The sequence below is a fragment of the Lysobacter sp. 05T417 genome, from assembly GCF_056396405.1.
Genome location: NZ_JBFTLK010000001.1, coordinates 428523 through 452233 on the forward strand (window position 1 = coordinate 428523; position 23711 = coordinate 452233).

16 protein-coding genes are annotated in these 23711 nt (G+C 66.7%); 5 read left to right on the forward strand and 11 right to left on the reverse strand.

Annotation, left to right across the window (positions count from 1 at the left end):
- Positions 1-9: 9 nt before the first annotated feature.
- The 7 genes from AC1DER_RS01935 to AC1DER_RS01965 form a co-directional block, all read right to left on the reverse strand.
- Positions 10-3636, reverse strand: coding sequence for a pilus assembly protein (locus AC1DER_RS01935; RefSeq protein WP_477357601.1), 3627 nt, complete (start codon positions 3634-3636; stop codon positions 10-12).
- A complete protein-coding gene (locus tag AC1DER_RS01940; RefSeq protein ID WP_477357604.1) occupies positions 3636-4226 on the reverse strand; it encodes a pilus assembly PilX family protein in 591 nt (196 codons plus the stop codon). The genes AC1DER_RS01935 and AC1DER_RS01940 overlap by 1 nt, the downstream gene beginning before the upstream one ends.
- The gene (locus AC1DER_RS01945; protein WP_477243983.1) at positions 4223-5212 is read right to left on the reverse strand and encodes a PilW family protein; all 990 of its coding nucleotides are present in this window, start codon (positions 5210-5212) and stop codon (positions 4223-4225) included. The genes AC1DER_RS01940 and AC1DER_RS01945 overlap by 4 nt, the downstream gene beginning before the upstream one ends.
- A complete protein-coding gene (pilV, locus tag AC1DER_RS01950) occupies positions 5209-5718 on the reverse strand; it encodes a type IV pilus modification protein PilV (protein ID WP_477243985.1) in 510 nt (169 codons plus the stop codon). Before pilV ends, AC1DER_RS01945 begins: the two co-directional genes overlap by 4 nt.
- Positions 5719-5828: 110 nt before the next feature.
- A complete protein-coding gene (locus tag AC1DER_RS01955; protein ID WP_477243987.1) occupies positions 5829-8933 on the reverse strand; it encodes an efflux RND transporter permease subunit in 3105 nt (1034 codons plus the stop codon).
- Between the two features lie 13 nt (positions 8934-8946).
- On the reverse strand, positions 8947-12420 hold the full coding sequence (locus AC1DER_RS01960) for an efflux RND transporter permease subunit (protein WP_477243989.1): 3474 nt from the start codon (positions 12418-12420) through the stop codon (positions 8947-8949).
- Between the two features lie 15 nt (positions 12421-12435).
- On the reverse strand, positions 12436-13572 hold the full coding sequence (locus AC1DER_RS01965) for an efflux RND transporter periplasmic adaptor subunit (protein WP_441816184.1): 1137 nt from the start codon (positions 13570-13572) through the stop codon (positions 12436-12438).
- Positions 13573-13871: 299 nt separating this feature from the next.
- On the opposite strand from AC1DER_RS01965, the gene AC1DER_RS01970 reads away from it, so the two are divergent.
- Together AC1DER_RS01970 and AC1DER_RS01975 are read left to right on the forward strand one after the other, a co-directional pair.
- Entirely contained in the window at positions 13872-14255 is a 384-nt protein-coding gene (locus tag AC1DER_RS01970) for a c-type cytochrome (protein ID WP_441816338.1), read from the forward strand.
- 11 nt (positions 14256-14266) lie between these two features.
- The gene (locus AC1DER_RS01975) at positions 14267-14701 is read left to right on the forward strand and encodes a c-type cytochrome (RefSeq protein ID WP_441816183.1); all 435 of its coding nucleotides are present in this window, start codon (positions 14267-14269) and stop codon (positions 14699-14701) included.
- 146 nt (positions 14702-14847) lie between these two features.
- Here the strand turns inward: AC1DER_RS01975 and AC1DER_RS01980 are convergent, their stop codons facing one another.
- Both AC1DER_RS01980 and AC1DER_RS01985 read right to left on the reverse strand, forming a co-directional pair.
- On the reverse strand, positions 14848-16659 hold the full coding sequence (locus tag AC1DER_RS01980) for a hypothetical protein (protein ID WP_477357607.1): 1812 nt from the start codon (positions 16657-16659) through the stop codon (positions 14848-14850).
- Positions 16660-16678: 19 nt separating this feature from the next.
- On the reverse strand, positions 16679-17275 hold the full coding sequence (locus AC1DER_RS01985; RefSeq protein WP_441816181.1) for an NfuA family Fe-S biogenesis protein: 597 nt from the start codon (positions 17273-17275) through the stop codon (positions 16679-16681).
- A 110-nt stretch (positions 17276-17385) separates the two neighbouring features.
- Here AC1DER_RS01985 and AC1DER_RS01990 point away from each other — a divergent pair, with 110 nt between their 5' ends.
- Both AC1DER_RS01990 and AC1DER_RS01995 read left to right on the forward strand, forming a co-directional pair.
- A complete protein-coding gene (locus tag AC1DER_RS01990) occupies positions 17386-17727 on the forward strand; it encodes a 4a-hydroxytetrahydrobiopterin dehydratase (RefSeq protein WP_441816180.1) in 342 nt (113 codons plus the stop codon).
- Positions 17728-17776: 49 nt separating this feature from the next.
- Positions 17777-18232, forward strand: a complete 456-nt coding sequence (locus tag AC1DER_RS01995; protein ID WP_477248520.1) for an energy transducer TonB — start codon at positions 17777-17779, stop codon at positions 18230-18232.
- A 9-nt stretch (positions 18233-18241) separates the two neighbouring features.
- Here AC1DER_RS01995 and AC1DER_RS02000 read toward each other — a convergent pair whose 3' ends face one another.
- Positions 18242-19237 carry an RluA family pseudouridine synthase gene (locus AC1DER_RS02000; RefSeq protein WP_477248522.1) on the reverse strand — a complete coding sequence of 332 codons (996 nt, stop codon included), beginning with the start codon at positions 19235-19237 and terminating at the stop codon, positions 18242-18244.
- Between the two features lie 431 nt (positions 19238-19668).
- Here AC1DER_RS02000 and rne point away from each other — a divergent pair, with 431 nt between their 5' ends.
- Positions 19669-22908: a ribonuclease E gene (rne, locus tag AC1DER_RS02005; RefSeq protein WP_477357610.1), complete on the forward strand. Its 3240-nt coding sequence runs from the start codon at positions 19669-19671 to the stop codon at positions 22906-22908.
- Between the two features lie 69 nt (positions 22909-22977).
- Here the strand turns inward: rne and AC1DER_RS02010 are convergent, their stop codons facing one another.
- A complete protein-coding gene (locus tag AC1DER_RS02010) occupies positions 22978-23625 on the reverse strand; it encodes a response regulator (RefSeq protein ID WP_477245674.1) in 648 nt (215 codons plus the stop codon).
- Between the last annotated feature and the right edge of the window lie 86 nt (positions 23626-23711).

Below are 23711 nucleotides of genomic sequence, written 5' to 3' on the forward strand. Positions count from 1 at the left end.
GCAGTCCCGTCACTCGTCCAGGACAAGTTCCCGCCACGAGATGCGGGTCAACGTCCTGCCTCCGGCACGCGTGGTCAACCTGGCCCGCGTGCCGTCGTCGAGAACCACGTGGATGTCGTTCTCAAGGAAGGCCGGCCCATTGGGACTGGTCCCGAAGCCCACGCCCGACGCGGGAAGCTGTTCGCCACCGACTTTGACTTCATCGGCAACGTCGAATGCGCCATCGCCATTGGTATCCAGCGCACCGGTGGAAGGTCGCGCGCCGGTGAACGGATCGAGCGCCATGACGAAGCCCCTGCCGCCTGGATTGCAGACGTCCCGGGAATCGGGAATGCGCGTCGTGCCGATCAGCAGCCCCCGCTCGAACCGGTTAGGAACCACCATTCGTTCGCCCTCCTCGCCTTTGACGGGAGATACGAGGTCGAGGAACCAGCCCTGCGTTCCATCCAGCTCGCCCGCGCTCAACGCACTGGTGGCGCGCAACGTCAACGAGTTGCTGGCGCTCACCTCCGCCAGTATCCGCCGACGAACCAGCCCTGCCCGACCCGGCACCTCGGCGCCTGCATCCACCACTGCGTACCAGGTCTGCACGCTGCGATCGCCGACATCGACGTCACCGAGGTAACGCCCGGTGCCGAAGAAGACCCAAGACGCTCGAGTTTCCGGGTGCCTCAGCACGAGTGGAGCCGCCGTGACCGGTTGCCGGTTGCCGAGTGGATCGGTTGCGGCATAGAGCCGGTTCACCGCGACCTGCGCGCCACCCACACCCTGGAATCGCCACAGGTTGCCGGTGTAATCGCCGCCGTAGACGGTCTCATGGAAACCGTCGCGGTCGCTGTCCCAGGCATCGACTGCGGACAGGGCGTTGGCCGCGGACAGGGCGTTGACGGCAGACGTTCCTGCCGCGACCACCTCAGCGCGACCGGATTCAACACCGATGGTGATCAATGCAGCCCCGCCATTGCTGTTGGGTCCGTTGCCGAGAAGCACGCGCCAGTCACCGTCGGCAACCTGGGCGATGATCGGCTTGCCAAGGACGTGGCCCAGCGCCGGCACATCCGAAGCGGTGCGCTCCCACAGGAAGCCGACGCTGTCGGGGTCGGTGACATCCAGCGCGAATACCGATCTGCCCCCGCGTCCCAGGCTGCCCACCAGGACCGTCTTCCAGCGACGGTCGATGGTGGAGTACACGTCCGCCACCGTCAGTTCACCGTCCACGAAGTAACGATGTTCGTAACGCGGCGACGTCAATGATTTCAGCGCGGCGGTGATCGCCGCGGCCGGAAGAAGCGCATACACCTCGTCGCCGCTGGCCGCGTCGAAGCCGTGCAGCATGCCGTCGTTGGCCCCGACGTAGACGACTCCGCGCCGGATGGATTGTGCGCGGGCGAACTCTCCGTAGGACGACCCGCCGCTGAACGTCGCATTGCTGTAACGGCGAACGTCGGGACTGCCGACGAATACCGGCTGGGAGTGGACGATGTCGCCAAGCACGCCCTGTCGCTCACGAAGGCGCCCCTCGTTGCTGCGATCGCCGCGAAGATGGTTCACCGTCGCTTCGTCTCCCAACACGGCCCTCTGTGCCGGTCCCAGCGTGTTCCAGCTCAGCAGCCGATGGCGCAGGCCGGGAGCTGCTTCCGGATTGTGGACATGGATCCTGCGCTCCTCCCACTTCATCGCGGCAAGCCGGTCGCCGGCATTCCACAGCGGCGTCTGCGCGAATGCACGCGTTGCCGGATCCAGCGCATACGCGCTGAGTTCGCCGCGCCACGACGGACTGTGGAACCGCGCCTGGTAGATCACGGCGCCGGTTTCCAGACGAGTGGAGTTCGACGCCAGCGACGCCGCCGTTCCGCTGGTATCGCGGGCAATTCGGCTGAATGCCCGGGCCAGGCCCTCAACCATCTGTTCGGCCTCGCTGGCGACATGGAAATTGTCTGGACGCTTGTCGCCGGTAGCCAGGACATCGCCTGAGTCATGCCACCACGAAACCGGCAGCGGCTCGGTGCGGTCGTAGGGCCGGTAGCCATCCGGAACACGAAAACCGCCGTACTTGGCTGCCAGCCAGTACTGGTTGCGCGCCCGCGGCTCCAGCACGTTGTTCTCGCGGACATCCACCCAATGCGTCGCGATCGTCTGCGTGCCTTCGAGATCGGGGCGGATGTCCGTGGTATGCGAGTCGTAGGCCAGGCCGGCGATATAGGCGGAATTGTTGCGACCGCTGAATGGTGTGCGGATTCCCAGCCCTTCCAGTTCTGCGACTTTCCTCGTGGCAGTGACCACGTTGACCGTCCTGTCCGAGGACACTTCCGGTGGCGTCGAAGGTTCTTCTGATGTGTTGGTATTTCCCGGGAGATTCTTGTCGCGGTGCGTGTTGACGTCCCCGATCCCGAGGATGACGTTGGCCTGGCAGTGGTATTGGAGCGGATCCTTCCATTGCGTGATGACCGGAAATCCATCTGCCCGATCGTAGGCGCCGCCCAGGCCGATGGCCGAGTACGCCGCGACGTTCCCTTGGCGTTTGAAGTAGCGAATTGCGGTGTAGTAGAGCTCGCTGGCCGGATCGATGCTCTTGTGCGGCTGGGAGGTCAGTTGCCCGGCCTTGTTGATGTAGTTGATGACGCCGCTGTCGCGGATGCCACCGGGCGTTGCGGCGGCGGACACCGGATCCGGGTTGCGCTGGATGACACCGGTCTGGGGATCCCATTCCCTGCCGGCATTCGGCGCCGGCCCGACCTTGGGGTCGTGGGTCTGAGGCCCGACAAATGTCTGGTTTGCCCGCAGCACGCCCCCGTCGCGCAGGACACTTGAATCGTTGAGGTACCCGAAGATGCTGAAGCGGACCCGGTCCGAATACTGCTGGACCAGTCCTTCAGGCTTCCAACCCTGGCTGTACTGTCTGCAGTTGGCTTCCAGCAGGAGCGGCACGCAAACCCGGACCCTGACGCTGACTTCAAACGTGTTGAATGGCAGTGCCACTCCACGGTTGTTCACCACCAGATCGTGCACGGCCGGGTTGTAGGCAACGACCCGCAACCCCTGAAAGGTCCGACCACTGAACCGCATCCGGTTGCCATGACCGGCGATGCTGAGCCGCATCCAGTTCCATTGCGCGGGGGTTGCAGCGCGCACGGCCGACCTGTTGTTTCCGGTCTCCGGCAGACGGCGGTCGGCGTAGAAGCTGCCCCTGTCGTGCCGCGCCTTCTCAAGCCAGGTTTCCGCTGCGGTATCGCGGACGCGGTAACCGCCAGTCAGCGCGAGACGGAAGGGATCGATGGTCTGGGTCGCCGCCCAGTTCATGAAATTGCCGCTCCACTCCTTGTTGGCGTGGTTGCAGGTATGGCTCTGGGTGAACCGGACGGGAAGGAAGTGCCGCTCGCTCTCGATCGGCGAATAGCGATAGTGGTAGCACTTGTCCGCATCGAAGTAGCCGACATACCTGCGACCCACATCGTAAGGGCCGATGTTGGCCTGGCTGATCATCGTCGGAAACTCGACCGAAGGAACCAGGGCAAGGTTGCCGGGCACGCGCGCGCCCACGTACAGCGGGGAGTTCGCGATCTGCACCTGGGCAATGACGTCGGCTGCCGACGCGGCCGTGACCAGGGCAATGAGCGCCATCAGCATGCGCGCCATCAACGAAGTTCCACCGTTGCCTGCAACACCACGAACGCGCGGTTGATGCGCGGATTGTGGCTTCTCGCGGAGATGCGATAGATCGACGCCCGCGGCGTCGAGGGGGCAGATCCGTACTGGTTGGCAGACGCAGCGTGGGCGCTGCCGGAGTCTTCGGCGGACAGCGAAAACTCCCCCATGTACTCGATGTAGTACTGCGGCGCGCCGGCCGCCAACGCCGAGTACGACGACGGATGCGTCACGCCGATCCAGCAACCCGTCGCGTTGGCGGTGCACTCGTCGGTGGTGACGGCGTTGACGTTGGCAGGCGAGCCCGGGCAGATCGCGCCGGGCGCCGCACAATCGACGCCAATCACCTTGCCGGCCAGGACCGCTTCCCGCACCTTCTGCTCGGCTACCCGCAGTGCGGACTCTGCGGCCTGGAAGGCAAGGCTGCGATCGAACAGGTTCGCGCTCATCCGCTCCTCCAGCAGCGTCCCGCGCAGGCTGGCCAGGCTGAGCAGGGTCACCACGATCAACAGGACCAGCACCGTCACCAGCGCCACGCCGTGCGGCCGCGTCCCGGGCGACCCGCAGGGCCGGAGCTTCATGACGCCCTGTTCCGGAGCATGACCACGTGCGTGATCGAGCGCGCAATCGATGACCGGTCCACGCCAGCGCGCTCCACGCCCCGCACGGTCAAGGCGATCTGCACCGCGACGACACGCTTCCAGTCGAGATCATCCGTGGCATGCACGTAACCGGCCTGCCCGGGCACCAGGTAGGTCATCTGCAAGTCGTGGATGTTCTCGGCGATCTCCTCCCTTGGAAGGACGGTGCCCTTGTCCATCCGCACGCGGTAAAGCGATCGTCCCTTGCGACCGTTGTCGTCGACGAACCAACGCACTGCATGCAGCTTTGCGATCAGTGCATTGCGGCCGTAGAGCTTGCTGCTGCCCTGGGCACTGCACACCACCGGCAGGCCGAGACCCTTCGTGCAATTGCCGGCCGAGCCGTTGCCGCGGGCGAAATCGACCGTCGTATTGCCATCAGCTGCCGAGCCCAGCTGGAGGATGCTGGCCTGGGTGTAGTCGCACACCAGTACGATGTCGCCCCCGCGCAGCCCGTGCGCGCCTGTGTGGACCTTGAACTGCCCCGGCGCGCTCGATGGCCCACGCCTGGCGTCAGTCTCAGTGAGGGTCGCTGTCGAGCCGGACGACGCCAGGAACTCGATGGCATCGGTTCCCTTCGCCGAGCCTGCGAGCGCACCGTCGTTGTAGCCAAACAGCCCCCGCTCCCACTTCATCCACCACGGTGACGCCTGGCCGGTTGCGCCGTTGAGAATGTTGGCAACGGGCAGGTCCTTTCCGCACGGGTTCCCTGCCGCCTCGCGGACATCGCGCGCCATCAGCTCGAACGCGATACGGGCGTTCTCCTGGATGCGCCCCAGGCTCTCGGTCGCGCGATAGGTCTTCTGATTGGACAGGAAGATGGCGATGGCTGCGCCCAAGACGAGCAAGCCCAGCACCAGCGAGATCAACACTTCGATCAGGCTGAAGCCGCCTTGTGCGGCCGCCTCGTATCGCCGGTGCCTCATAGCCGCCCCACAGCCGTCACGGAGTGCGCGTGTTCGCCCGCCGTCCCGCGCGAGTCATCCCAGCGAACAGTCACGGTGCAGTCTCTGGCTTTGCTTTCGGCTACGACCGTGCAGGCAATCTGCCCACAGCCGCCATCACCCAGGTCGGCCTGGATCGCGCTGAGCCAGTAGCGCCTGTCATTGGACGCCAGCGTCTCCTTCGCATCCGTGTCGGCCGGGCGCCGGGGCGAGGCATCGCAGGTCATGGCCATGTCATAGCCACCGGCCCTGGCCGCGGCCAGGTTCGCCCGCATGGCGTCGAGGATCGCGTACCCATGCATGACCGCCTGGCTACGCTCGAGCGAACTCTGGCTATTGCGCAGGGCCGTTGCCTGCAGGGCTGCGACACCGAGCATCCCGATAGCCATCAGCAGCACCGCGATGAGCACCTCGATCAGGCTCATTCCGCGATGTCGATGCGAATACGGACGCAGGCGGAGGCCGACGATGGCCGGGGCGACACGCATGGTTGGCTCCCCCTTTCATGCACCGGACCACGTTAGGTGGCCACGAAGGGGACTTGCATAAGAAAACGGGAAGGCAAGCCTTCCCGTTTCTGTAACCACGCGGTAGGAAATTACTCCGCCTTGAGTGCCGCCACTGCCGCCGCCGGCACGCCCTCGCCCTTGCCGCGCGCACGTCGCATCATCCGCGACGTGCCATTGCGCAGATCGTCGAGCATCGCGTAGATCGTCGGCAGGAACAGCAGGCTGACCACGGTCGAGAACGCCAGGCCGCCGGCGATGGCGCGCGCCATCGGGTAGTACGGCGGGCCGTCGCCACCCATCTGCGTGGTCGTCAGCGAGATCGGCACCATCGCCAGGATCGCAGTGCCCATCGTCATCAGGATCGGCCGCAAGCGCTCGCGACTGCCCTCGACCAGCGCGTCGGTGCGCGACAGCCCCCGGCGCCTGAGGTTGTTGATGTGCTCGATCATGACGATGCCGTTGTTCACCACCACGCCCATCAGCACCAGGATACCGATGAAGGCCATGATGTTGAACTCGGTGCCGGTGAGCCAGAACAACCAGAACACGCCGAACACCGAGAACAGCACGCCGCTCATGATCGCCGAGGGGAACAGCAGCGATTCGAACACCGCCGCCATCACCACGTAGATCATGACCAGGGCGATCACCAGATTGAACATCATCTGCTTGTTCGCATCGGCCTCGTCCTCGAAGGCGCCGCTTTCGAAGCTGAAGCTGTAGCCGGCCGGGAACGCCACCGACTTCAACGTCTCTTCCATCGCCTTGCGCGCATCCGGCACGGTCGCCTTGTCGGCGAGGTTGGCCTGGATCGACACCGTGGTCTGGCGGTTGGCACGCTGGATCTGCGTTGCCGACGGCTTCACCGCCACGTCGACCATCGCCAGCAGCGGCACGGTGCGGCCGTCAGGAGCGCGCACGGTGAAGCTGGCGATGTCCTCCACGCCAAAGTCCTCGGCGCCGGCGAAGCGGACCCAGACCGGCACTTCGGTTTCGCCGCGACGGAACTCGCGCAGCGGCGCACCGCGCAGCGCCAGGCCGACGAAGCTGGCCACCTGCTGCGCGCTGAAGCCGAACGATGCCGCGCGGTCGCGATCGACGTGGACCGACAACTCGCTGTTCTGGTCGCCGATGTCGACGCGGACGTCGCGCAGTTCCTTGCGCTTGGCCATGATCGGGACGATGTCGTTGGCCAGTTCCACCAGCGTCTCGGTCGAGTCGCCGACCAGTTGAACCTGGATGTTCTGGCCGGGACCACCGCCACCGCCGCCACCGCCCTGGTTGCCGATGCCGATATTGGCGCGGGCGGACTTTGGCATCTCCTCGCGGAGCTTCTCGATCGTCGCCTTGGTCTCGCCGATCTTGTCGGTATCGAAGGTCAGGCGCGTGCCGCCCCAGCCCTGCTCGCTGAAGTACGAGTAGATCTGGGTGATGTTGTAGCGCTTGCGGTTCGTATCGAGGAACTTCTCGACCTTGAGGATCTCGGCCGACATCTGCTCCTTGGTGTAGGCGCCCTTCCACTGGTAGAAGATGTTGGTTTCGGTGCCGTCATCGCCGCCGAACATGTTCTTCTTGGTCAACACCATCGGCACGAAGCTGACGGCGATGATCAGCACGATGCCGAGCACGCTCTTGCCGCGGTGTTCCAGCGTCCAGCGCAGAAAGCGCGCATAGCCGCTCTGGAGGCGCGGGATCAGTCCGCGATCGGAGCGCACCGCCGGCGGCGTCTTCAGCCGCGCCGAGATCATCGGGATCAGGCTGACCGCGACCAGCCATGAGGCCAGCAGCGACACCGAGATCGTGATCGCGATCTGCGACAGGTAGATGCTCAGGAAGTTGCGGTCGCCGAACAGGTTGGGCAGGAACACGATGCAGTGGCACAGCGTGCCGGCCGACAGCGCGATGGCCACGTGGCGGGTGCCGATGATCGAGGCCAGGCGCGGCTGGTCCGGCATGCGCTCGCGTTCCTGGTAGATGCTCTCCACCACGACCACGGCATTGTCGACCAGCATGCCCACCGCCAGCAGCAGGCCCATCATCGTCAGGATGTTGAGCGTGACGCCGGTGAAGTACATGAAGCCCAGGGTCATCACGAAGCAGATCGGGATGGCAAGGGTGACCATCAATGTCGACGGCCAGTGACGCAGGAAGAAGAACAGGACCGCGATTGACAGCAGCAGGCCGATACCGCCGGCCTCGGCCAGTTCCAGCAGCGAGCTGGTGACGTTGTCGCCCTGGTTGTCGATGATCTTGATCTGGATCCCGCTCATCTCCGGCTGCTTGCGGATCGACTCGACCTCCTTGAGGGCGTTGCTGGACACCTCGACCAGGTTCGCGCTGCGCTCCTTGAAGATGTCCAGGCCGATCGCCGGCTTGCCGTCGAGGCGACGGCCGTAGTTCATCCGTGCCGGTTTCAGGCGGATCTCGGCGATGTCGCCCAGGCGCGTGCCCTTGACGTCGATGATCAGGTCGCGCAGCTGCTGCAGGTCGGTGATCTCGCCGACCGGCTGCACTCTCAAGCGGCGCCCGCCATCGTCGATCTGCCCGGCGGACACCGAGAAGTTGACCGCCTTCAGGCGCGTGTTGAGGTCGTTGATGCTCAGGTTGTGGGCGTTGAGACGGTCGGGATCGATCGCGATCTCGACCTCGTTCGGCGCCGCGCCCGTTACCTCCACCCTCGCCACGCCGGGGATGCGCTCGATCGGCCGCTTGAACTCGCGGTCGATCATGTCGTACGCGCCGGTCAGGTCGGTCGAACTGGCCAGGCGTACGCGCAACACCGGTTCATCGGTGGTGGAGAACTTGAACACGTTGTAGCGCTGCAGGTCGTCCGGCAGGTCGTCGCGAATGGCGTCGATGCGCTCGCGCGCCTCCGACGCCGCGATGGCGACATCGCGGTCCCAGTCCGAGAACTGCATGAAGATCTCGGCGCCGTCGGAACGGGCGTTGGCGTCCATGCGCTTGATGTCGGTCATCGTCGACAGCGCTTCTTCCACCGGCCGCAGCAGGGTGCGTTCCACTTCCTCGGGCGTGGAGCCCTCGTAGGGAATCTGCACGAAGATGAAGGGCGGGGAGACCTCCGGGAAGGCCTCCAGCGGCAGCCGCACCGCCGCGATCAGGCCGATCACGAACAGCGACACGAAGAACATGATCGCCGTGACCGGCCGCTTGATGCTGAGCTCTGCAATCGTCATGTCAGCGCTCCGCTCAGACCGGCTCGACCTGGCCGTCGTCATCCGACGACTCGACCTTGCCATGGGCGCGGCGTGCACGCGCGACGTAGTAGTCGTCGGCGCGGCGGTCCAGCAGGTCATAGACCACCGGGATCACGACCAGCGTCAGCAGCGTGGACACCAGCAGGCCACCGATCACCGTGATGGCCATCGGCGAACGCACTTCCGCGCCCTCGCCCAGTGCCAGCGCCAGCGGCAAGAAGCCGAACAGCGTGCACATCGTGGTCATGATGATCGGGCGCAGTCGCGAACGGGCGCCCTCGATCAGGGCCTCGCGCTTGGCCACGCCTTGCTCGCGCAGCTGGTTGACCTTGTCGACCAGGATGATCGCGTTCTTGACCACCAGGCCCACCAGCAGGATCAGGCCGATGAACACCACCACCGACACCGGCGAATTGGTCAGCAGCAGCGCCAGCACCGCACCGACCAGGGCCAGCGGGATGGTGAACAGGATCACGAACGGATGCAGAAGCGACTCGAACTGCGAAGCCATCACCAGGTACACGAGGAAGATCGCCAGGCCGAACGCAAACAGCAGCGAACGCACCGACTCGGCCAGTTCCTCGCCCTGTCCGCCGATGTGCATGCCGACGCCGGCGCCAAGCGGCTGCTTGGCGACCATGTCCTGCACTTCGCGCACCGCAGTGCCCAGGTCGATGTCGCGCAGGTTGGCCGAGACGATCGCCACGCGCACCTGGTCGGCGCGGTGGATCTCGCTCGGGCCCGTGGTCGAAACCACGTCGGCGACGGCGTCCAGGGTCACCGGACGGTTGCTGCCCGGATTGACGATCAGGTGACGGATGTTGTCGACAGACGCGCGATCGGTTTCACGGGCACGCACCAGCACGTCGATCTTGCGGTCGCGGAAGCTGTAGCGCGTGGCGACGTCGCCGCGCACCTTCTTCACCACGACGTCGGCGATCTGGCGGGTGGTCAGGCCGAGCGCACCGGCGCGGTCCTGATCGAAGCGGATCTGGATCTCCGGGAAACCTTCCTCGACCGTCGACTTGACGTCGGCGTAATGCGGGTTGGCGCGCAGCATTGCCGCCATGCGCTGGCCGGCGACCTGGATGCTCTCCAGGTCCTGCCCGCGCAGTTCGATTTCCAGCGGCGTGGAGAAGCTGAAGAGCTCCGGCCGGCTGAAGTCGATCTGCGCGCCCGGGTGCGACTGCATGGTCGTGCGCAGGCGCTCGGTTTCACGCGCCTCCACGTCCTTGCTGCCGCCATCGGCCATGACCACGGTCAGCTTGCCGATGTTCTCGCCGCTTTCGGTCGGATTGGCGTCCAGCCGCGTGCCGCTACCGCTGACGCCGTAGAGCGTGCGGATGCCGTCGTCCTTGGCGTGCTTTTCCTGCAGCTCGCGCACCAGGGTATCGGTTTCGCGCAGTGGCGTGCCCGGCGGCAGCTTCACGGTCATCTCGAAACGGTCCTGCGCCAGCTGCGGGATCAGGTCCGCGCCCAGCATCGGAATCGCCAGCAGCGTCAGCGCGAACACCGCCGCGGCCGAGCCGAGCACCAGCCACGGCTTGCGCAGGGCGTTGGGCAGCAGCTTGAGGTAACCACTCTCGGCACGGCCATACGGCGCCATTGCAATATCGCTGGCCTTGCGCATAACCGGGCCGACGATCGCGACCAGGCCACGCCAGGCTCGCACGATCAGCCAGACGATACCGAACGATGCACCGCGGGCACCGGCACCGATACCGTGTTCGACGGCGGCGAGCGGCTTCTGCAGCTTCGAGGTCGGCTGCCAGCGCGGATGCGGCGGCTCTTCCGGGAAGGCCATCGCCGGCTGGCCCTTGAGCGCGCTCAGCATCGGGATCAGCGTCATCGACACGACCAGCGAGATGGCGATCGCCAGCGCAACGGTCAACGCCTGGTCGCGGAACAGCTGGCCGGCGATGCCCTGCACGAACACCAGCGGCAGGAACACGGCAATGGTGGTCAGCGTCGATGCGACCACCGCCATGCTCACCTCGCGGGTGCCGGCAATGGCGGCATCGAGGACACTGAGCCCTCGTTCGCGCGCCTTGGCGATGCTTTCGAGCACGACGATCGAGTCGTCCACGACCAGGCCGGTGGCCAATGCCAGGCCGCCGAGAGACATCACGTTCAGGCTCAGGCCCATCTGGTCCATGAAGAAGAACGTGGCGATGATCGACACCGGCAACGACAGGCCGATCACGAACGTGCTCCAGCCATCTCGCAGGAACAGGAAGATGATCAGCACGGCGAGCATGCCGCCGATCACCGCATCCATCTTCACGTCGCTGATGGCGTGGCGGATGAAGAGCGACTGGTCGTCGATCGTGGTCAGTTCCACGTCCGGCGGAATCTGCTCCTTGATCTCGTCCAGGCGCTTGGTGATCGCGTCGGCGGTGGCGACGGTGTTGGCGTCGCCTTCCTTGTAGATCGCCAGTTCGACCGCTTCCTTGCCGCCCAGGCGGATGATCGCCTCGCGCTCCTTGTAGCCCTGGCGGACATCGGCGATGTCCTTCAGGCGCACGGGCATGCCGCCGGCGACGACGCCGCCACCGGCAGAATTGGCGCTCTGCACCGACGCGGCTGCGGCCATCGCTTCGGCCGAACCGGTCTGCGCCGCGATCGCGGCCATCTGCGCTGCCGCATTGGCGGCCGCGTTGTCGCCACCACTGCGGGTGGTGACCAGCATTTCGCGGATCTCCGGCACGCTGGCGAACTGGTTCACCGTGCGCACCAGGTAACGCTGCGAGCCTTCTTCCAGGCGACCGCCGGAGATGTTGATGTTCTCCTGCTGCAGGCGCTGGATGACGTTGTCGATGGGCAGGTTCAACTGCGCCAGCTTCTGCTGGTCGATGTCGACCTGGATCTCGTCCTCGAGGCCGCCGCCGACCTTGACGGCGGCAACGCCGTCGACCGGCTCGAGCTTCTTCTTCAGGTCGTCGTCGGCGTAGCGGCGCAGCCCGGTGAGCTGGCGCATGGCCTCGGTGTCGCTGGTTGCAGCGGTCTTGGACGACAGCGCGATGCGAAGGATCGGTTCGGTCGACGGATTGAAGCGCAGCAGCACCGGGGCCTTGGCCTCGAGCGGCAATTGCAGCACTTCCATCTTGTCGCGCACTTCAAGGCTGGCCTGGTCCATGTCGGTGCCCCAGGCGAACTCGAGCACGACATCGCTCTGGCTGGTGCGCGACACCGACTTGAGCTTTCGCAGGCCCTTGACCACGCCGACGGCCTCTTCGACCGGCTCGCTGATCAGGGTTTCGATCTCCGACGGCGCAGCACCGGTGTACTCGGTGCGCACCGTCAGGGTCGGGTAACTCAGGTCCGGCAGCAGATTGACCTTGAGGTCGTTCAGCGCAATGAAGCCGAACATCACAAATGTCAGCGTCACCATCATCACCGTGACCCGGCGACGCGTGGAGAACTCGACCAGATTGAAGCCGGATGATTCGTTCGCAGGTTGCGTCACGTTCGCTCTCCGCGATTACTGCTTCTTGGCTTCGGTTTTGGCGGCGGCCACCTTCTTCGCCGGCTGGCCCAGCACCTGCACGACAGTGCCGTCACGCAGCGCGGTCTTGCCGGCTACGACGACCTGGTCGCCAACCTTCACGCCGGTGCGGATCTCCGCCCAGGAACCGTCCATGTAGCCCAGCTTGACCGGCACGCGCTTGGTCTTGTCGCCGGTGACCACGAACACCGCCGGGTCGCCGTCGTCCTCGAGCAGGGCCACGCGCGGCACCACCAGGGCATCGGCGCGCTGGTCGTAATCGATCTTGATGCGGCCAAACATGCCCGGCTGCAGCACGCCGCCGCCGGCAAATGCACAGACCACGCGGAACGTGCCGCTGCCCGAATCCACCACCGGAGCGACGCGGTCGACGGTACCGGTAAAGGTCTTGCCCGGCAGCGCATCGACCTGCATCTGCACCGGAAGGCCTGCCTTCAGCGTGGCCAGCTCGCGCTCGGGCACGTTGAGGGTGGCTTCCAGGCGCGAGGTGTCGACGATGCGGAAGATCGGCGTGTTGATCTGGACGAAGTTGCCGGTCTTGATCGAGCGCGAGGCGATCACGCCGGAAATCGGCGCTTCCACGTTCGCGTACGACAGCTCCAGCGTGGCCATGCGGTTGGCGGCGCGGGCCTCTTCCAGGTCGAAGCGCAGCTGGTCATTGTCGTTGGCGCTGAGCAGCTTCTGCTCGGCCATCTGCTTGCCGCGGGAATAGTTGGCCTCGAGCTTGCGCATGCGCGCGTCGGTCTGCGCCGCCTGCTGCTGCGAACGAGCGGCGTCGAGGCGGACCAGGGTCTGGCCGGCACGGACCTGCTGGCCTTCCTCGACCATCACGTTCAGGGCCACGCCCGAGGTCTTGGCCACCACCTGCGACTCGGCCACCGGTTCCAGGGCGGCGGTGCCGGTGTAGCTGGCCGCGACCGGGCGCCGGGAGGCCTTGGCCACCTCGACCGGGACGGCTTCGGGCCCCTTTTCGCCGTCCTTGGCCTGCGCCTCGCCAGCGCCGCCGCCCTTGCAGGAGGCCAGCAGCAGGACGCTCGACAGGGCCAGGCAAGGCAGCAGGACACGAGCGGCGCGGTCAAAACCACGGCTGCGATTTCGGGAGAGATGACGCATGAATTGAACCCCAAGGTGGCTGATTACCGGACCGTATGCCGGTGTTGTAGATAGGTATATCACCTGCCCCGTTCACCAACATCCGCCGAAGGTCATGGTGACTGGAGCCATGTCGCGACCCGGACGCAAGCAATGATCCGGAAGGCCGCAACAACCATCGATGCAAAATGGCACCACTTCGTTGCATCGATATCGCAGGCTATACTTGCGCACTTATGCGCGGCCCTCCCGACGGACGGCCACGCGCAGCCAGCTTCAGAACCTTTCGCTAGCCATTCGAGATTGCGGACTACGACATGATGCGACCGCTGATGATCGCCGCCTGCTTCTTCCTGACCACCGCTGCGTCCGTCGCATCGGCCCAGGAAGCCCAGGCCCCCGCCGCTGCCCCGGCCGCAGCCACCGCAACGACGGCCGCTCCGGCCGTACTGAAGGGTGATGCCGCCTCGGGTCACCAGCTGACCTACACCTGCCAGGGATGCCATGGCATCACCGGCTACAAGAACGCCTACCCGAACTTCCACGTGCCCAGGATCGGCGGGCAGTCGGCGGAGTACCTGGTCAACGCGTTGAACGAATACAAGAAGGGCGCACGCAAGCACCCGACGATGCAGGCCCAGGCGCAGAGCTTCTCCGACCAGGACATCGCCGACATCGCCGCCTTCCTTTCGTCCTTGAAGTGAGTGAGCAGACCATGACGAACAAGATCCTCGCCATCGCCCTGCTTGCCTCGCTCGGCCTCGTCGGCTGCTCCAGCTCCGACACCCCGGCCGAGCATTCCTCCGCCGACCGCGGCGAAGGCCACAGCTCCTCGTCCGCCGGCCTGCCGGCCGGGCACATTGCCGCTGGCGAGCAACTGGCTGGCAGCAAGGGCAAGGCCACCGGCCAGTCCTGCTTCGATTGCCACGGCGCCGAAGGCAATGCCCCGATCGACGGCACCTACCCGAAGCTCGCCGGCCAGTACTACGACTACATCGCCCATGCCCTGCAGGCCTACCGCAGCGGCGACCGCGAGCACGCGCTGATGTCGAGCCAGGCCAAGGACCTGACCGACCAGCAGATCGCCGACCTGGCCGCCTACTTCGGCTCCCGCCAGAGCAACCTGCGCGATCTGCACAACGCGCATTGATTGCTTGCTGGGATTGAATGAAAAAGCCCGCTTCGGCGGGCTTTTTTGTGGGGTATTGGTTGTGGTGGCTGGCCCTTCGACTTCGCTGCGCTACGCTCAGGGCGAACGGTGCCAATTGGGAGCTGGGAGCGGCGAGCGGCTTGCGCCTAGCCGCCGGACGGCTTCACCGAGCCGTTGTCTTCCTGCAATGCCGGCTTGAACGGAATGGGCGGCGGTGGCCGTGCTTCGGCCGGCTGGTCGTTGAGGTTCGGGTCGCTCAGGCCGCAGCCGCCGCCCAGGCTCAGCATCGAGATCACGCATTCGATGCTCTTGCCCGTGCCGGGAATCGGAATGGCGACCTTGCGCACGCCCCTGCGCACCCATTCGGCGAGCAGCGACTCGTTGGGGACCCAGTACTTGTCGAAGCTGGTCGGCTCGAAGTCGTTGGGTTTGCGACGCAGCCACGTGCCGGCGCGATCGAGGTCCTTGATCTCCTCGGTGATCGTGCCCGGCGGCTGGCCGGGTGAAGCCGAGCCCGGCGGTTCGGCGATCCGCACGCTGCCATCGCTGTTGTAGATCCCTGGCTGCTCGCCGCGCTGGCCGCCGGGGCGGTTGCGGGTCGACTCGCCCCAGTCGTCGCCACGTGTCGGGGTCGACCAGGTTCCCGCGGCGGGTGCGGGTTTCGGGCCAGCGCCCGCGCCGGCGACCGGCTGGGTGCCGCTGCCCGCAGGTGTGGAAGGGCGCGTCTGGCTGGTTCCAGGTGCCGAACTGGCTGCCGCCGGCGCCGTGCCGGATCCGCCAGACGTGGCGGAAGTGGCGGGCCGGGTCGCGGCAAGCGCTGTCGCCGCGCTGGCGGCCGCCGGCGCGGCCGCCGCTGGTGCAGGCGAAGGCGTCGCAGGCGTGGGCGTGGGCGGCGACGGAATTTCGGCCGTGCGGATCGCCGGCGTGCTGGAGCGCACCTCCGGCACCGGCAATGGCGGTGCCGGCAAGGCGCGCACCGGCATGTTGGGCAGCTCGAGCGGCGCCGGCACCTCGCGGACGGTGATCTCGCGCTCGCGCTGCTCGATCGCCGGCGCGGCGATGTCGCGCGGTTTGATGTCCGGGCGGATCGGCTGCACGGGCTCGGCCACTTCGGCGGTGCGCACGGTTGGCGTCTCGGCGCTGATCTGCGGCGTCGCCAGGTTCGGCTCCGGCGGCCGGCGCCGGGTCGGCGGCAACACGAACACGCTCGGCGCGCCCGGCGTGGGCTCACTGACGGCCACGGGCTGCTCGACCGCCGGTTGCGGCGGCGGCAGCTTCGGCTCCGGCACGTCGCGCTGGGCGACATCGGGGATGGGTGCATCCAACGCCGGTGTCGGCGTCGCCAGCGCGGGCGGATTCAATTGTGCCGTTGGCGCAGCCGACTCAACTGGCGCTTGCGGCTGCTGCTGTGCCGGCGCGGCAGCGGCTTGCTGCTGGGGCTGTTGCGGGGCCTGCTGCGGCTGTTCGCCAGGTTCGCCGGGGCCGCCACCGGGTTCCTTCGGCGTGCCCTTGCCGACGTACTCGATCATGACGACTTCCTCACCTTGCGGTTGAGGCGCGTTGACGGCGAGGAAACGCAGATACATCAGATACAGCAGCATCGCGCTGAAGAACACGTGCCATAGCACGGTGAAAGCGGTGGCGAACCAGTGCACGCGCCGGTCCACGCGGTCCTGCTTCACGTCACCGTGCCAGCCCTGTCGCCACAACGTGGCGAAGGACTGCCAGCGGGTCAGGTCACCGATGCGCCTGGGCGGCGGAACGGCCAGCGGCCGGGTGAGGAAGACTTCGACGATGGCCGCCGCCGTGGCGCCCTGCACCGCGCCGGCACGCTCGCGCATGCTCTCGAACCAGGCCTGCCAGCCCGCGGGAAACTCACCAGGTGGTCGCCGCAGGTGCGGCGATACCAGCTGCAGCCGTCGCTGCAGGGCGTGGATCAGGTCGGCGGCGGAGAACATCTACGTCGCCGCGCCCTGCTCAGGCCGCCGAATCGCGGGGGATGTAAGGCGCGTCGCCGGTCTCGTGATCGGTGGCGTCACGCACCGCGGTAACACCCGGCACTTTCGTCATCAGTGTCTTCTCGATGCCCTGCTTCAAGGTCACGTCGGCCATGCCGCAGCCGTGGCAGCCGCCGCCGAAGCGCAGCACCACCACGCCCTGGGCGGTGACTTCCTGCACCGCGACATTGCCGCGGTGGGAGGCCAGCTGGGGATTGATCTCGTGTTCGACGATCCAGTGCACGCGCTCGACCAGCGAGGCCGACTCGGCCGGCTCCTCGCCCTTGATCTTGGGTGCGCGGATCTGCAACTGGCCGCCGGTGGCCTGGGTTTCGTAGTCGATCTGGGCGCCATCGAGGAACTTCACGCTGGCCGCATCGAGCCAGACCGTGAAGCCTTCGCAGTCGACCGCCCACTCGTCGCCCTGCAGGTCGCCCGGTTCGGCGAACTCCAGCCGAACGTCCGCGCGCGGCGTGCCGGCGTGGACGGCCGACAAACGCACGCCCAGGCCCGGCAGGGCCTCGCGCTCGATCAGCTTGAGGAAGTGTCGCTGGGCGGATTCGGAAATGTTGATCATGGGGGCTATTCTACCGGGGTCCGCGCAACACGATGGCGCACCCTCTTGGAATGACCGCCGACGATGGCATCCGTTCAGTCGGCGGGCCCAGCGTAAAGGAATCCTTGCCGATGAACGACCTCGTCCCCCTCGCCCATGCCCACTGCCTCGCCCGCCGTGGCAGCGAACACCGGCTCAGCGAAGCGCGCGTCCGCGAACTGCTGCCGGAGGTTCCGGGCTGGGAGCTGGTCGAAGACGGCCATGCGCTCACCAGGACCTACCCGTTCGGCAACTACTACGAAACGATGGCCTTCGTGAACGCCCTGGCCTTCATGGCCCATCGCGAGGACCACCATCCCGACCTGGGCGTGCACTACAACCGCTGCGTCGTGCGCTATTCGACCCACGATGTCGGCGGCCTGAGCGAGAACGACTTCATCTGCGCGGCCAAGGCCGACGTCCTGGCCGGCTGATCGCGACCCGCCCACTCCCCATCATTCGAGGCCGTCGGCAATGGACAAGATGAGCATGCTCCCTCGCTACCCGTCCGCGGTACTGACCGCAGCGGTACTGACCGCAGCTGCCCTGCCCTTGCTGCTCGGCGCCTGCAACAAGGCGCCGGACGCTCCGGCGCCGGCAGCGATTGCACCGACGGAGTTGCTGGCGGTCAACACGCCGCCGCCCGACTATCCCGAAGAACTCCTGTGCGACAACGTCGGTGGCAAGGTGGTGTTGCTGCTGACTGTCGGGCCGGACGGCAAGGCCGGTTCGGCCGAGGTGTTCCGCAGCAGCGGCCTGGCGCCGCTGGACAAGGCCGCGCAGGAAGGCGTGCGCAGCTGGACCTTCAAACCCGCCACCCGCGGCGGTGTCGCGCAGACGACGAAGCTGCAGGTACCGGTGAACTTCCACCCGCCCGCAGTGCGGCCGCAGTCGTGCTTCGTGCTCGACGAGCAACGCCGCCGGGGCGGCGGCAAGTAAGGCCTGCCCTCAGGCCAGGCGGTCCAGCACGCCGATGAGTTCTGGCGCCAGCGGCGCATTGAGCAGGTAGGGCGTCTTGCCGTTGTCGAGCGAGAACTCCAGCGTCGAGGCGTGCAGGAACATCCGCTTCAGCCCGACCTGATCGCGCAGGCGCTTGTTGACCTCGGCGTCGCCGTACTTGTCGTCGCCGGCGATGGCGTGACCGATATGCTGGGCATGGACGCGGATCTGGTGGGTGCGGCCGGTTTCGATCCGCACCTCGCAATAGGATTGCCCACCGCGGCGCTCCAGCACCTTGAAGTGACTCAATGACGCCTTGCCGGCCGGATTGACCTGGACATGGCGCTCGCCGCCCTGGCGCAGGCCGACATGCAACGGCGCATCCACCGTCATCACGCCGTCGGGCATGCGCCCGGTCAGCAACGCCAGGTAGCGCTTGCGGATGCCGATGCCGTCGTAATCGCGGTCCTCGCGCATCAGCGCCTGCAGTTCGGTCAGGGCCGAGCGCTTCTTGGCCACGACCAGCAGACCCGAGGTGTCCCGGTCCAGGCGATGGACGAGCTCCAGGCTCTGGTTCGGGCGCAGGGCGCGCAGGGATTCGATGGCGCCGTGGCTGATGCCGCTGCCGCCATGGCTGGCCAGGCCCGAAGGCTTGTTGAGGGCCAGCAGGCGGGCGTCCTCGAAGACGATCGCCGCTTCCAGGGCATCGAGCAGCCCCTTCGGAGGCGTCGGCCTGTCACCCTCTTCGCTGAGACGAACCGGTGGAATCCGGACTTCGTCGCCTGCCTCGAGCTTGCGCTCGGCCTTGGCGCGGCCGCCGTTGACCCGGACCTGGCCGGACCGGACCAGCTTGTAAACCAGCGATCTCGGGGCGCCCTTGAGCTGTCCGAGCAGGAAATTATCCAGGCGTTGCCCTGCCCGATCGTCCGGGACGCGGACGGTACGAACCTGGCTGACGTCCTGGCGAGGCGCCGGGCCGGGGTTGGAGGAAGCTGAATGGGTCATCCGGGGAGGGTTATCTGATACACTCGCGACGCGAGATAAGGTTTTGATTTCGCGCAGGAACTTGCACTAAAAGGCCGAAAGCCCCTGTCCTGCGATTCCGGTCCGCGTCTAACCACTGCCCCCGGGGTAGCCATGTTAGCAGCGATGGTCCGGCGGAACCGGTTCCCGCCCGGTGGGTCAAACCACCTGTGATGAACACGTCCCGTGCGGCGTTCGCGCCGCCGGCCCTAGCTGTCAGGAAAAGTAACAAGCGCTCCCGCGGCGTGCCGTGGTGTCGTAGCGCTGGAAAACTAGAAGCCGCCGCGCCCGGGTCATGCCCTGGCAGAGGCAGGCTTGCGGTATCCAGAGGCGAAACGCCCACGGCGTTCCGCGGCTGCAGGACGCATGCGTCCTGCGCCGACCACGCGCAGGAGCGCGCGAGGAACGCAACAATGAAGCGAATGCTGATCAATGCGACGCAGGCAGAAGAACTGCGCGTCGCCACCGTCGATGGCCAGACGCTGTACGACATCGATATCGAACAACCGGCGAAAGAACAGAAGAAGTCCAATATCTACAAGGGCCGCATCACCCGGCTCGAACCCTCCCTCGAAGCGGCCTTCGTCGAATACGGCGGCGAGCGTCACGGCTTTCTGCCGCTGAAGGAGATTTCCCGCGATTACTTCCAGGCAGGCGTCGACCACAACAAGGCCGGCCTGCGCGAACTGCTGCGCGAAGGCCAGGAAGTCGTGGTCCAGGTCGACAAGGAAGAGCGCGGCAACAAGGGCGCTGCCCTGACCACGTTCATCTCGCTGGCCGGCCGCTACATGGTGCTGATGCCCAACTCGCCCACCGCCGGCGGCGTTTCGCGCCGGATCGAGGGTGACGACCGCGCCGCGCTCAAGCAGGCCATGGACAGCCTCGAGATCCCCGACGACATGGGCGTCATCATCCGCACCGCCGGCGTCGGCCGCGATGCCGAAGAGCTGCAGTGGGACCTCGATTACCTGTTGCAGGTCTGGAAGGCCATTGCCGAGGCCGCGCTGACCAAGCCGGCTCCGTTCCTGCTGTACCAGGAATCGCGCCTGATCATCCGTGCCCTGCGCGACTACATGCGCCCGGACATCGGCGAGATCCTGGTCGACACGCCGGAGATGTATTCCGAGGCGCGCGACTTCGTCGAGCAGGTGATGCCGCACAACCTGCGCAAGCTCAAGCACTACACCGACGACACCCCGCTGTTCAACCGCTTCCAGATCGAATCGCAGATCGAGAACGCGTACGAACGCGAAGTGCGCCTGCCGTCCGGCGGCGCGCTGGTGATCGACCAGACCGAGGCCCTGACCGCGGTCGACGTCAACTCGGCCCGCGCCACCAAGGGCGGCGACATCGAAGAGACCGCGTTCAACACCAACCTGGAAGCGGCTGAGGAAGTCGCCCGCCAGATGCGCCTGCGCGACCTCGGCGGCCTGGTGGTGATCGACTTCATCGACATGTCGTCGAACAAGCACCAGCGCGACGTCGAGAACCGTCTCGCCCACGCCCTCAAGCAGGACCGTGCGCGCGTGCAGATCGGCCGCATTTCGCGCTTCGGCCTGCTCGAGCTGAGCCGCCAGCGCCTGCGTCCGTCGCTGGGCGAATCCAGCCAGATCGTCTGCCCGCGTTGCGAAGGCCACGGCCGCATGCGCAGCGTCGAGTCGCTGTCGCTGTCGATCCTGCGCCTGGCCGAAGAGCACGCGATGAAGGAGAACACCGGCCAGGTGCTGGTGCAGGCTCCGACCGAAATCGCCAACTACCTGCTCAACGAGAAGCGCCGCGCCCTGAGCGAGATCGAGAAGCGCCATGACGCGCCGATCCTGATCGTCGCCGATGAGCAGCTGCACACCCCGCACTACGAAGTCACGCGCATCCGCGAGAACGAGCTGGGCGAGGAATCGAGCAAGCCGAGCTACCAGCGTGGCACGCCGCGCAAGCTGCCCACGCACGCGCTGACCAAGGCCCACCTCAACATCCCGCCGACCCCGGCGGTGACCAACGTCAAGCCGGCCCAGCCTGCACCGCTGCGCGAGCCGCGTGAGCAGGCGATCGAGCAGGCCCCTGCCCCGGCGCCGGTCGTGGCGACGCCGACCCACTCGGTGGGCGTGGTCGAACGGATCCTGCGCTTCTTCCGCGGCACCCAGCCGGTTGCGGCACAGGCGGCCCCGGCAGCACGTCCGCAGGACGGACGTGGTCGCAGCGAGCGCAACGATCGCAACGCGCAGCGCCGCGATGGTCGCAACGGCAAGGCCGGTGGCCGCGACGGTCGCCGTGACGAGCAGCCGCGTCGCGACGAGGCACGCCGCGATGAGCCGCGCCGTGACGAACAGCGCCGCGAAAAGCAGCAGGCCCAGGGCGGTCAGCCCAACCAGGCCAAGCAGCCGCAGCAGGCCAAGCAGCAACAGCCGCAGCAGCCCAAGCAGCCGCAACAGCCCAGGCAGCCCAAGCCGCAGTCCGACGAGCGCCAGCAGGCGCAGGCCCAGCAGCAGGCACAGGGCGAAACCGCTCCGCGTCCGCCGCGTGAGCCCAGGCAGCCGGTAGCCAAGCCCGACGCAGCGCCGGTGGCAGACGCCGCCATCCTCACCGCAGCAGCACCGGTGGCCGTTGCCGCCGTGGTCGCAGGCGAAGCGGCCGAAGCTTCGCAGGTCGAAATGGCCGCAAGCGTGACCAACCCGGGCGAGAACGCCGCCACCGCAGAAGCTGCGGGTGAAGGCAGCGGTCGTCGTCGTCGCGGTCGTCGTGGCGGTCGTCGCCGTCGTCGTGGTGGCGCCGGTGAAGGTGCTGCAGGCGGTGACGAAACCGGTCTGCAGGATGACCATCTGCTCGATGACGAAGACGAGGCCGGCAGCGAGCATGCTCCGACGCCGGCAGTGGCCGCGAACCGTTCGCAGCCCGAGTTCGACTTCGACGACGAGAGCGATGGCGCCATGCCGTCGGCCAAGCCCGCGCCCGCAGCTCCGGCAGCGGTCGCCGTTGCGGCAGTCGCCGCCGCGGCGCCGGTCATCGCGGTTGCCGCCGCCGCCGAGGAAGTGGTGGAGGTCGAGCCGGTTGCCGCGCCTGTCGCGGTTGCCGAGCCCGTCGCGGTTGCAGAGCCCGTCGCGGTTGCAGAGCCTGTCGCCCCGGCTGCCGAAATCGCAGCGGCCGCGCCGCAGCACGAGGAAGTCGCGGTGACTCCGGTCGCCGTCGTCGAGCCGCCGGCTGTCGTGGCCGAAACGGTGCAGGAACCGGTGGCCGTCGAGCCGCCGGCCGTGGTCGAGGCGCCCGTCGTCGAGAAGCAGCCTGACGTGCGGCCTGAAGCGCAGCAGGAAGCGCCCACCGCCGAAGACGATGCGCAGCAGGATGTATCGACGTCGGAACGCATCGACGAAGTGCTGATCACCGATTCGCGTCCGGTCGCTCCGGTCGCGCCGGTGGCCGACATCCCGCGCACGGCCGGTCTGTTTGACGCGCTGCCGCAGGAAGGCATCGCGCCGGTCGAAGCGGAGCCGGTGGCAGCCGCCGCCGATGCCGCAGTTGCCGGCGCCGATGCCAACGAGCAGGCCGTGGCCGAGCAGACCACTCCCGCACAGGAAGCTGCCGAGTCCACGCACGATGTCATCGCCCACGAGGCAGACAAGCGCGACGCGCAGCCCAGGCACGAGGAAGGCCACGCCTGACAGGCAGCCTTCCGTCGATCCAACGCGATGAAAGAACTGGCCGCCATTGGCGGCCAGTTTCTTTTTCGGCTACAGCGCCTTGACCGGATCGACCAGGCCGTAGCGACTGGCCATGCGTGCCAGCGCGATGTTGTCGTTGATATCGAGCTTCTCGAACAGGCGCGCCTTGTGCGTGTTGACCGTCTTCGCGCTCAGGCTCAGTCGCTTGGCGATGTCGTCCTGGCGCAGCCCCTGCACCAGCAGCAGCGCCACTTCCAGTTCGCGTGGCGACAGTTCGTCAAAGGGCGACGAGTCGCCGGTGATCCCGGACAACGCCAGGTTCTGGGCAATGCTGCTGGCGAGGTAACGCTTGCCGCGCGACACGTCACGCACCGCGCGCACCAGTTCGCTGGCGTCGCCCCCCTTGCCCACGTAGCCCGACGCACCGGCTTCGAGCAGGCGCTTGGGCATGGGGCCGTCCTCGAGAACGGACACGATGATCACGCGCGTGCCGTGATCGCCTCGCACCACACGCTCGGTGACCTCCAGGCCACTCAGGCCCGGCAGGTGCAGATCGCACAGGACCACGTCGGGTTTCAGTTTGCGGATCATCGGCAAGGCGATCTCGCCGCTCTCCACATCCCCCACCACATCCATGTCGGTCTCGACCGACAGGATCATGCGCATGCCCGTCCTGACCAGCGCATGGTCGTCCACGATGAAAACTCGGATCGTCATCCTTTTCTCCCGGCAGTTCTCGCAGGGGCCCGAGGCTACGCGCCACCTGAGGGGGGCGCAACCCGGTCAGGACCAATGGACCATTG

Coding starts and splice junctions, on each gene's coding strand:
- AC1DER_RS01990 (WP_441816180.1), top strand. CDS start 17,386: ATGAACGACCTCGTCCCCCTCGCCCATGCCCACTGCCTCGCCCGCCGT.
- AC1DER_RS01985 (WP_441816181.1), bottom strand. CDS start 17,275: ATGATCAACATTTCCGAATCCGCCCAGCGACACTTCCTCAAGCTGATC.
- AC1DER_RS01975 (WP_441816183.1), top strand. CDS start 14,267: ATGACGAACAAGATCCTCGCCATCGCCCTGCTTGCCTCGCTCGGCCTC.
- AC1DER_RS02010 (WP_477245674.1), bottom strand. CDS start 23,625: ATGACGATCCGAGTTTTCATCGTGGACGACCATGCGCTGGTCAGGACG.
- AC1DER_RS01955 (WP_477243987.1), bottom strand. CDS start 8,933: ATGACGATTGCAGAGCTCAGCATCAAGCGGCCGGTCACGGCGATCATG.
- AC1DER_RS01965 (WP_441816184.1), bottom strand. CDS start 13,572: ATGCGTCATCTCTCCCGAAATCGCAGCCGTGGTTTTGACCGCGCCGCT.
- AC1DER_RS02000 (WP_477248522.1), bottom strand. CDS start 19,237: ATGACCCATTCAGCTTCCTCCAACCCCGGCCCGGCGCCTCGCCAGGAC.
- AC1DER_RS01980 (WP_477357607.1), bottom strand. CDS start 16,659: ATGTTCTCCGCCGCCGACCTGATCCACGCCCTGCAGCGACGGCTGCAG.
- AC1DER_RS01970 (WP_441816338.1), top strand. CDS start 13,872: ATGCGACCGCTGATGATCGCCGCCTGCTTCTTCCTGACCACCGCTGCG.
- rne (WP_477357610.1), top strand. CDS start 19,669: ATGAAGCGAATGCTGATCAATGCGACGCAGGCAGAAGAACTGCGCGTC.
- AC1DER_RS01995 (WP_477248520.1), top strand. CDS start 17,777: ATGAGCATGCTCCCTCGCTACCCGTCCGCGGTACTGACCGCAGCGGTA.
- AC1DER_RS01940 (WP_477357604.1), bottom strand. CDS start 4,226: ATGAAGCTCCGGCCCTGCGGGTCGCCCGGGACGCGGCCGCACGGCGTG.
- pilV (WP_477243985.1), bottom strand. CDS start 5,718: ATGCGTGTCGCCCCGGCCATCGTCGGCCTCCGCCTGCGTCCGTATTCG.
- AC1DER_RS01935 (WP_477357601.1), bottom strand. CDS start 3,636: ATGGCGCGCATGCTGATGGCGCTCATTGCCCTGGTCACGGCCGCGTCG.
- AC1DER_RS01945 (WP_477243983.1), bottom strand. CDS start 5,212: ATGAGGCACCGGCGATACGAGGCGGCCGCACAAGGCGGCTTCAGCCTG.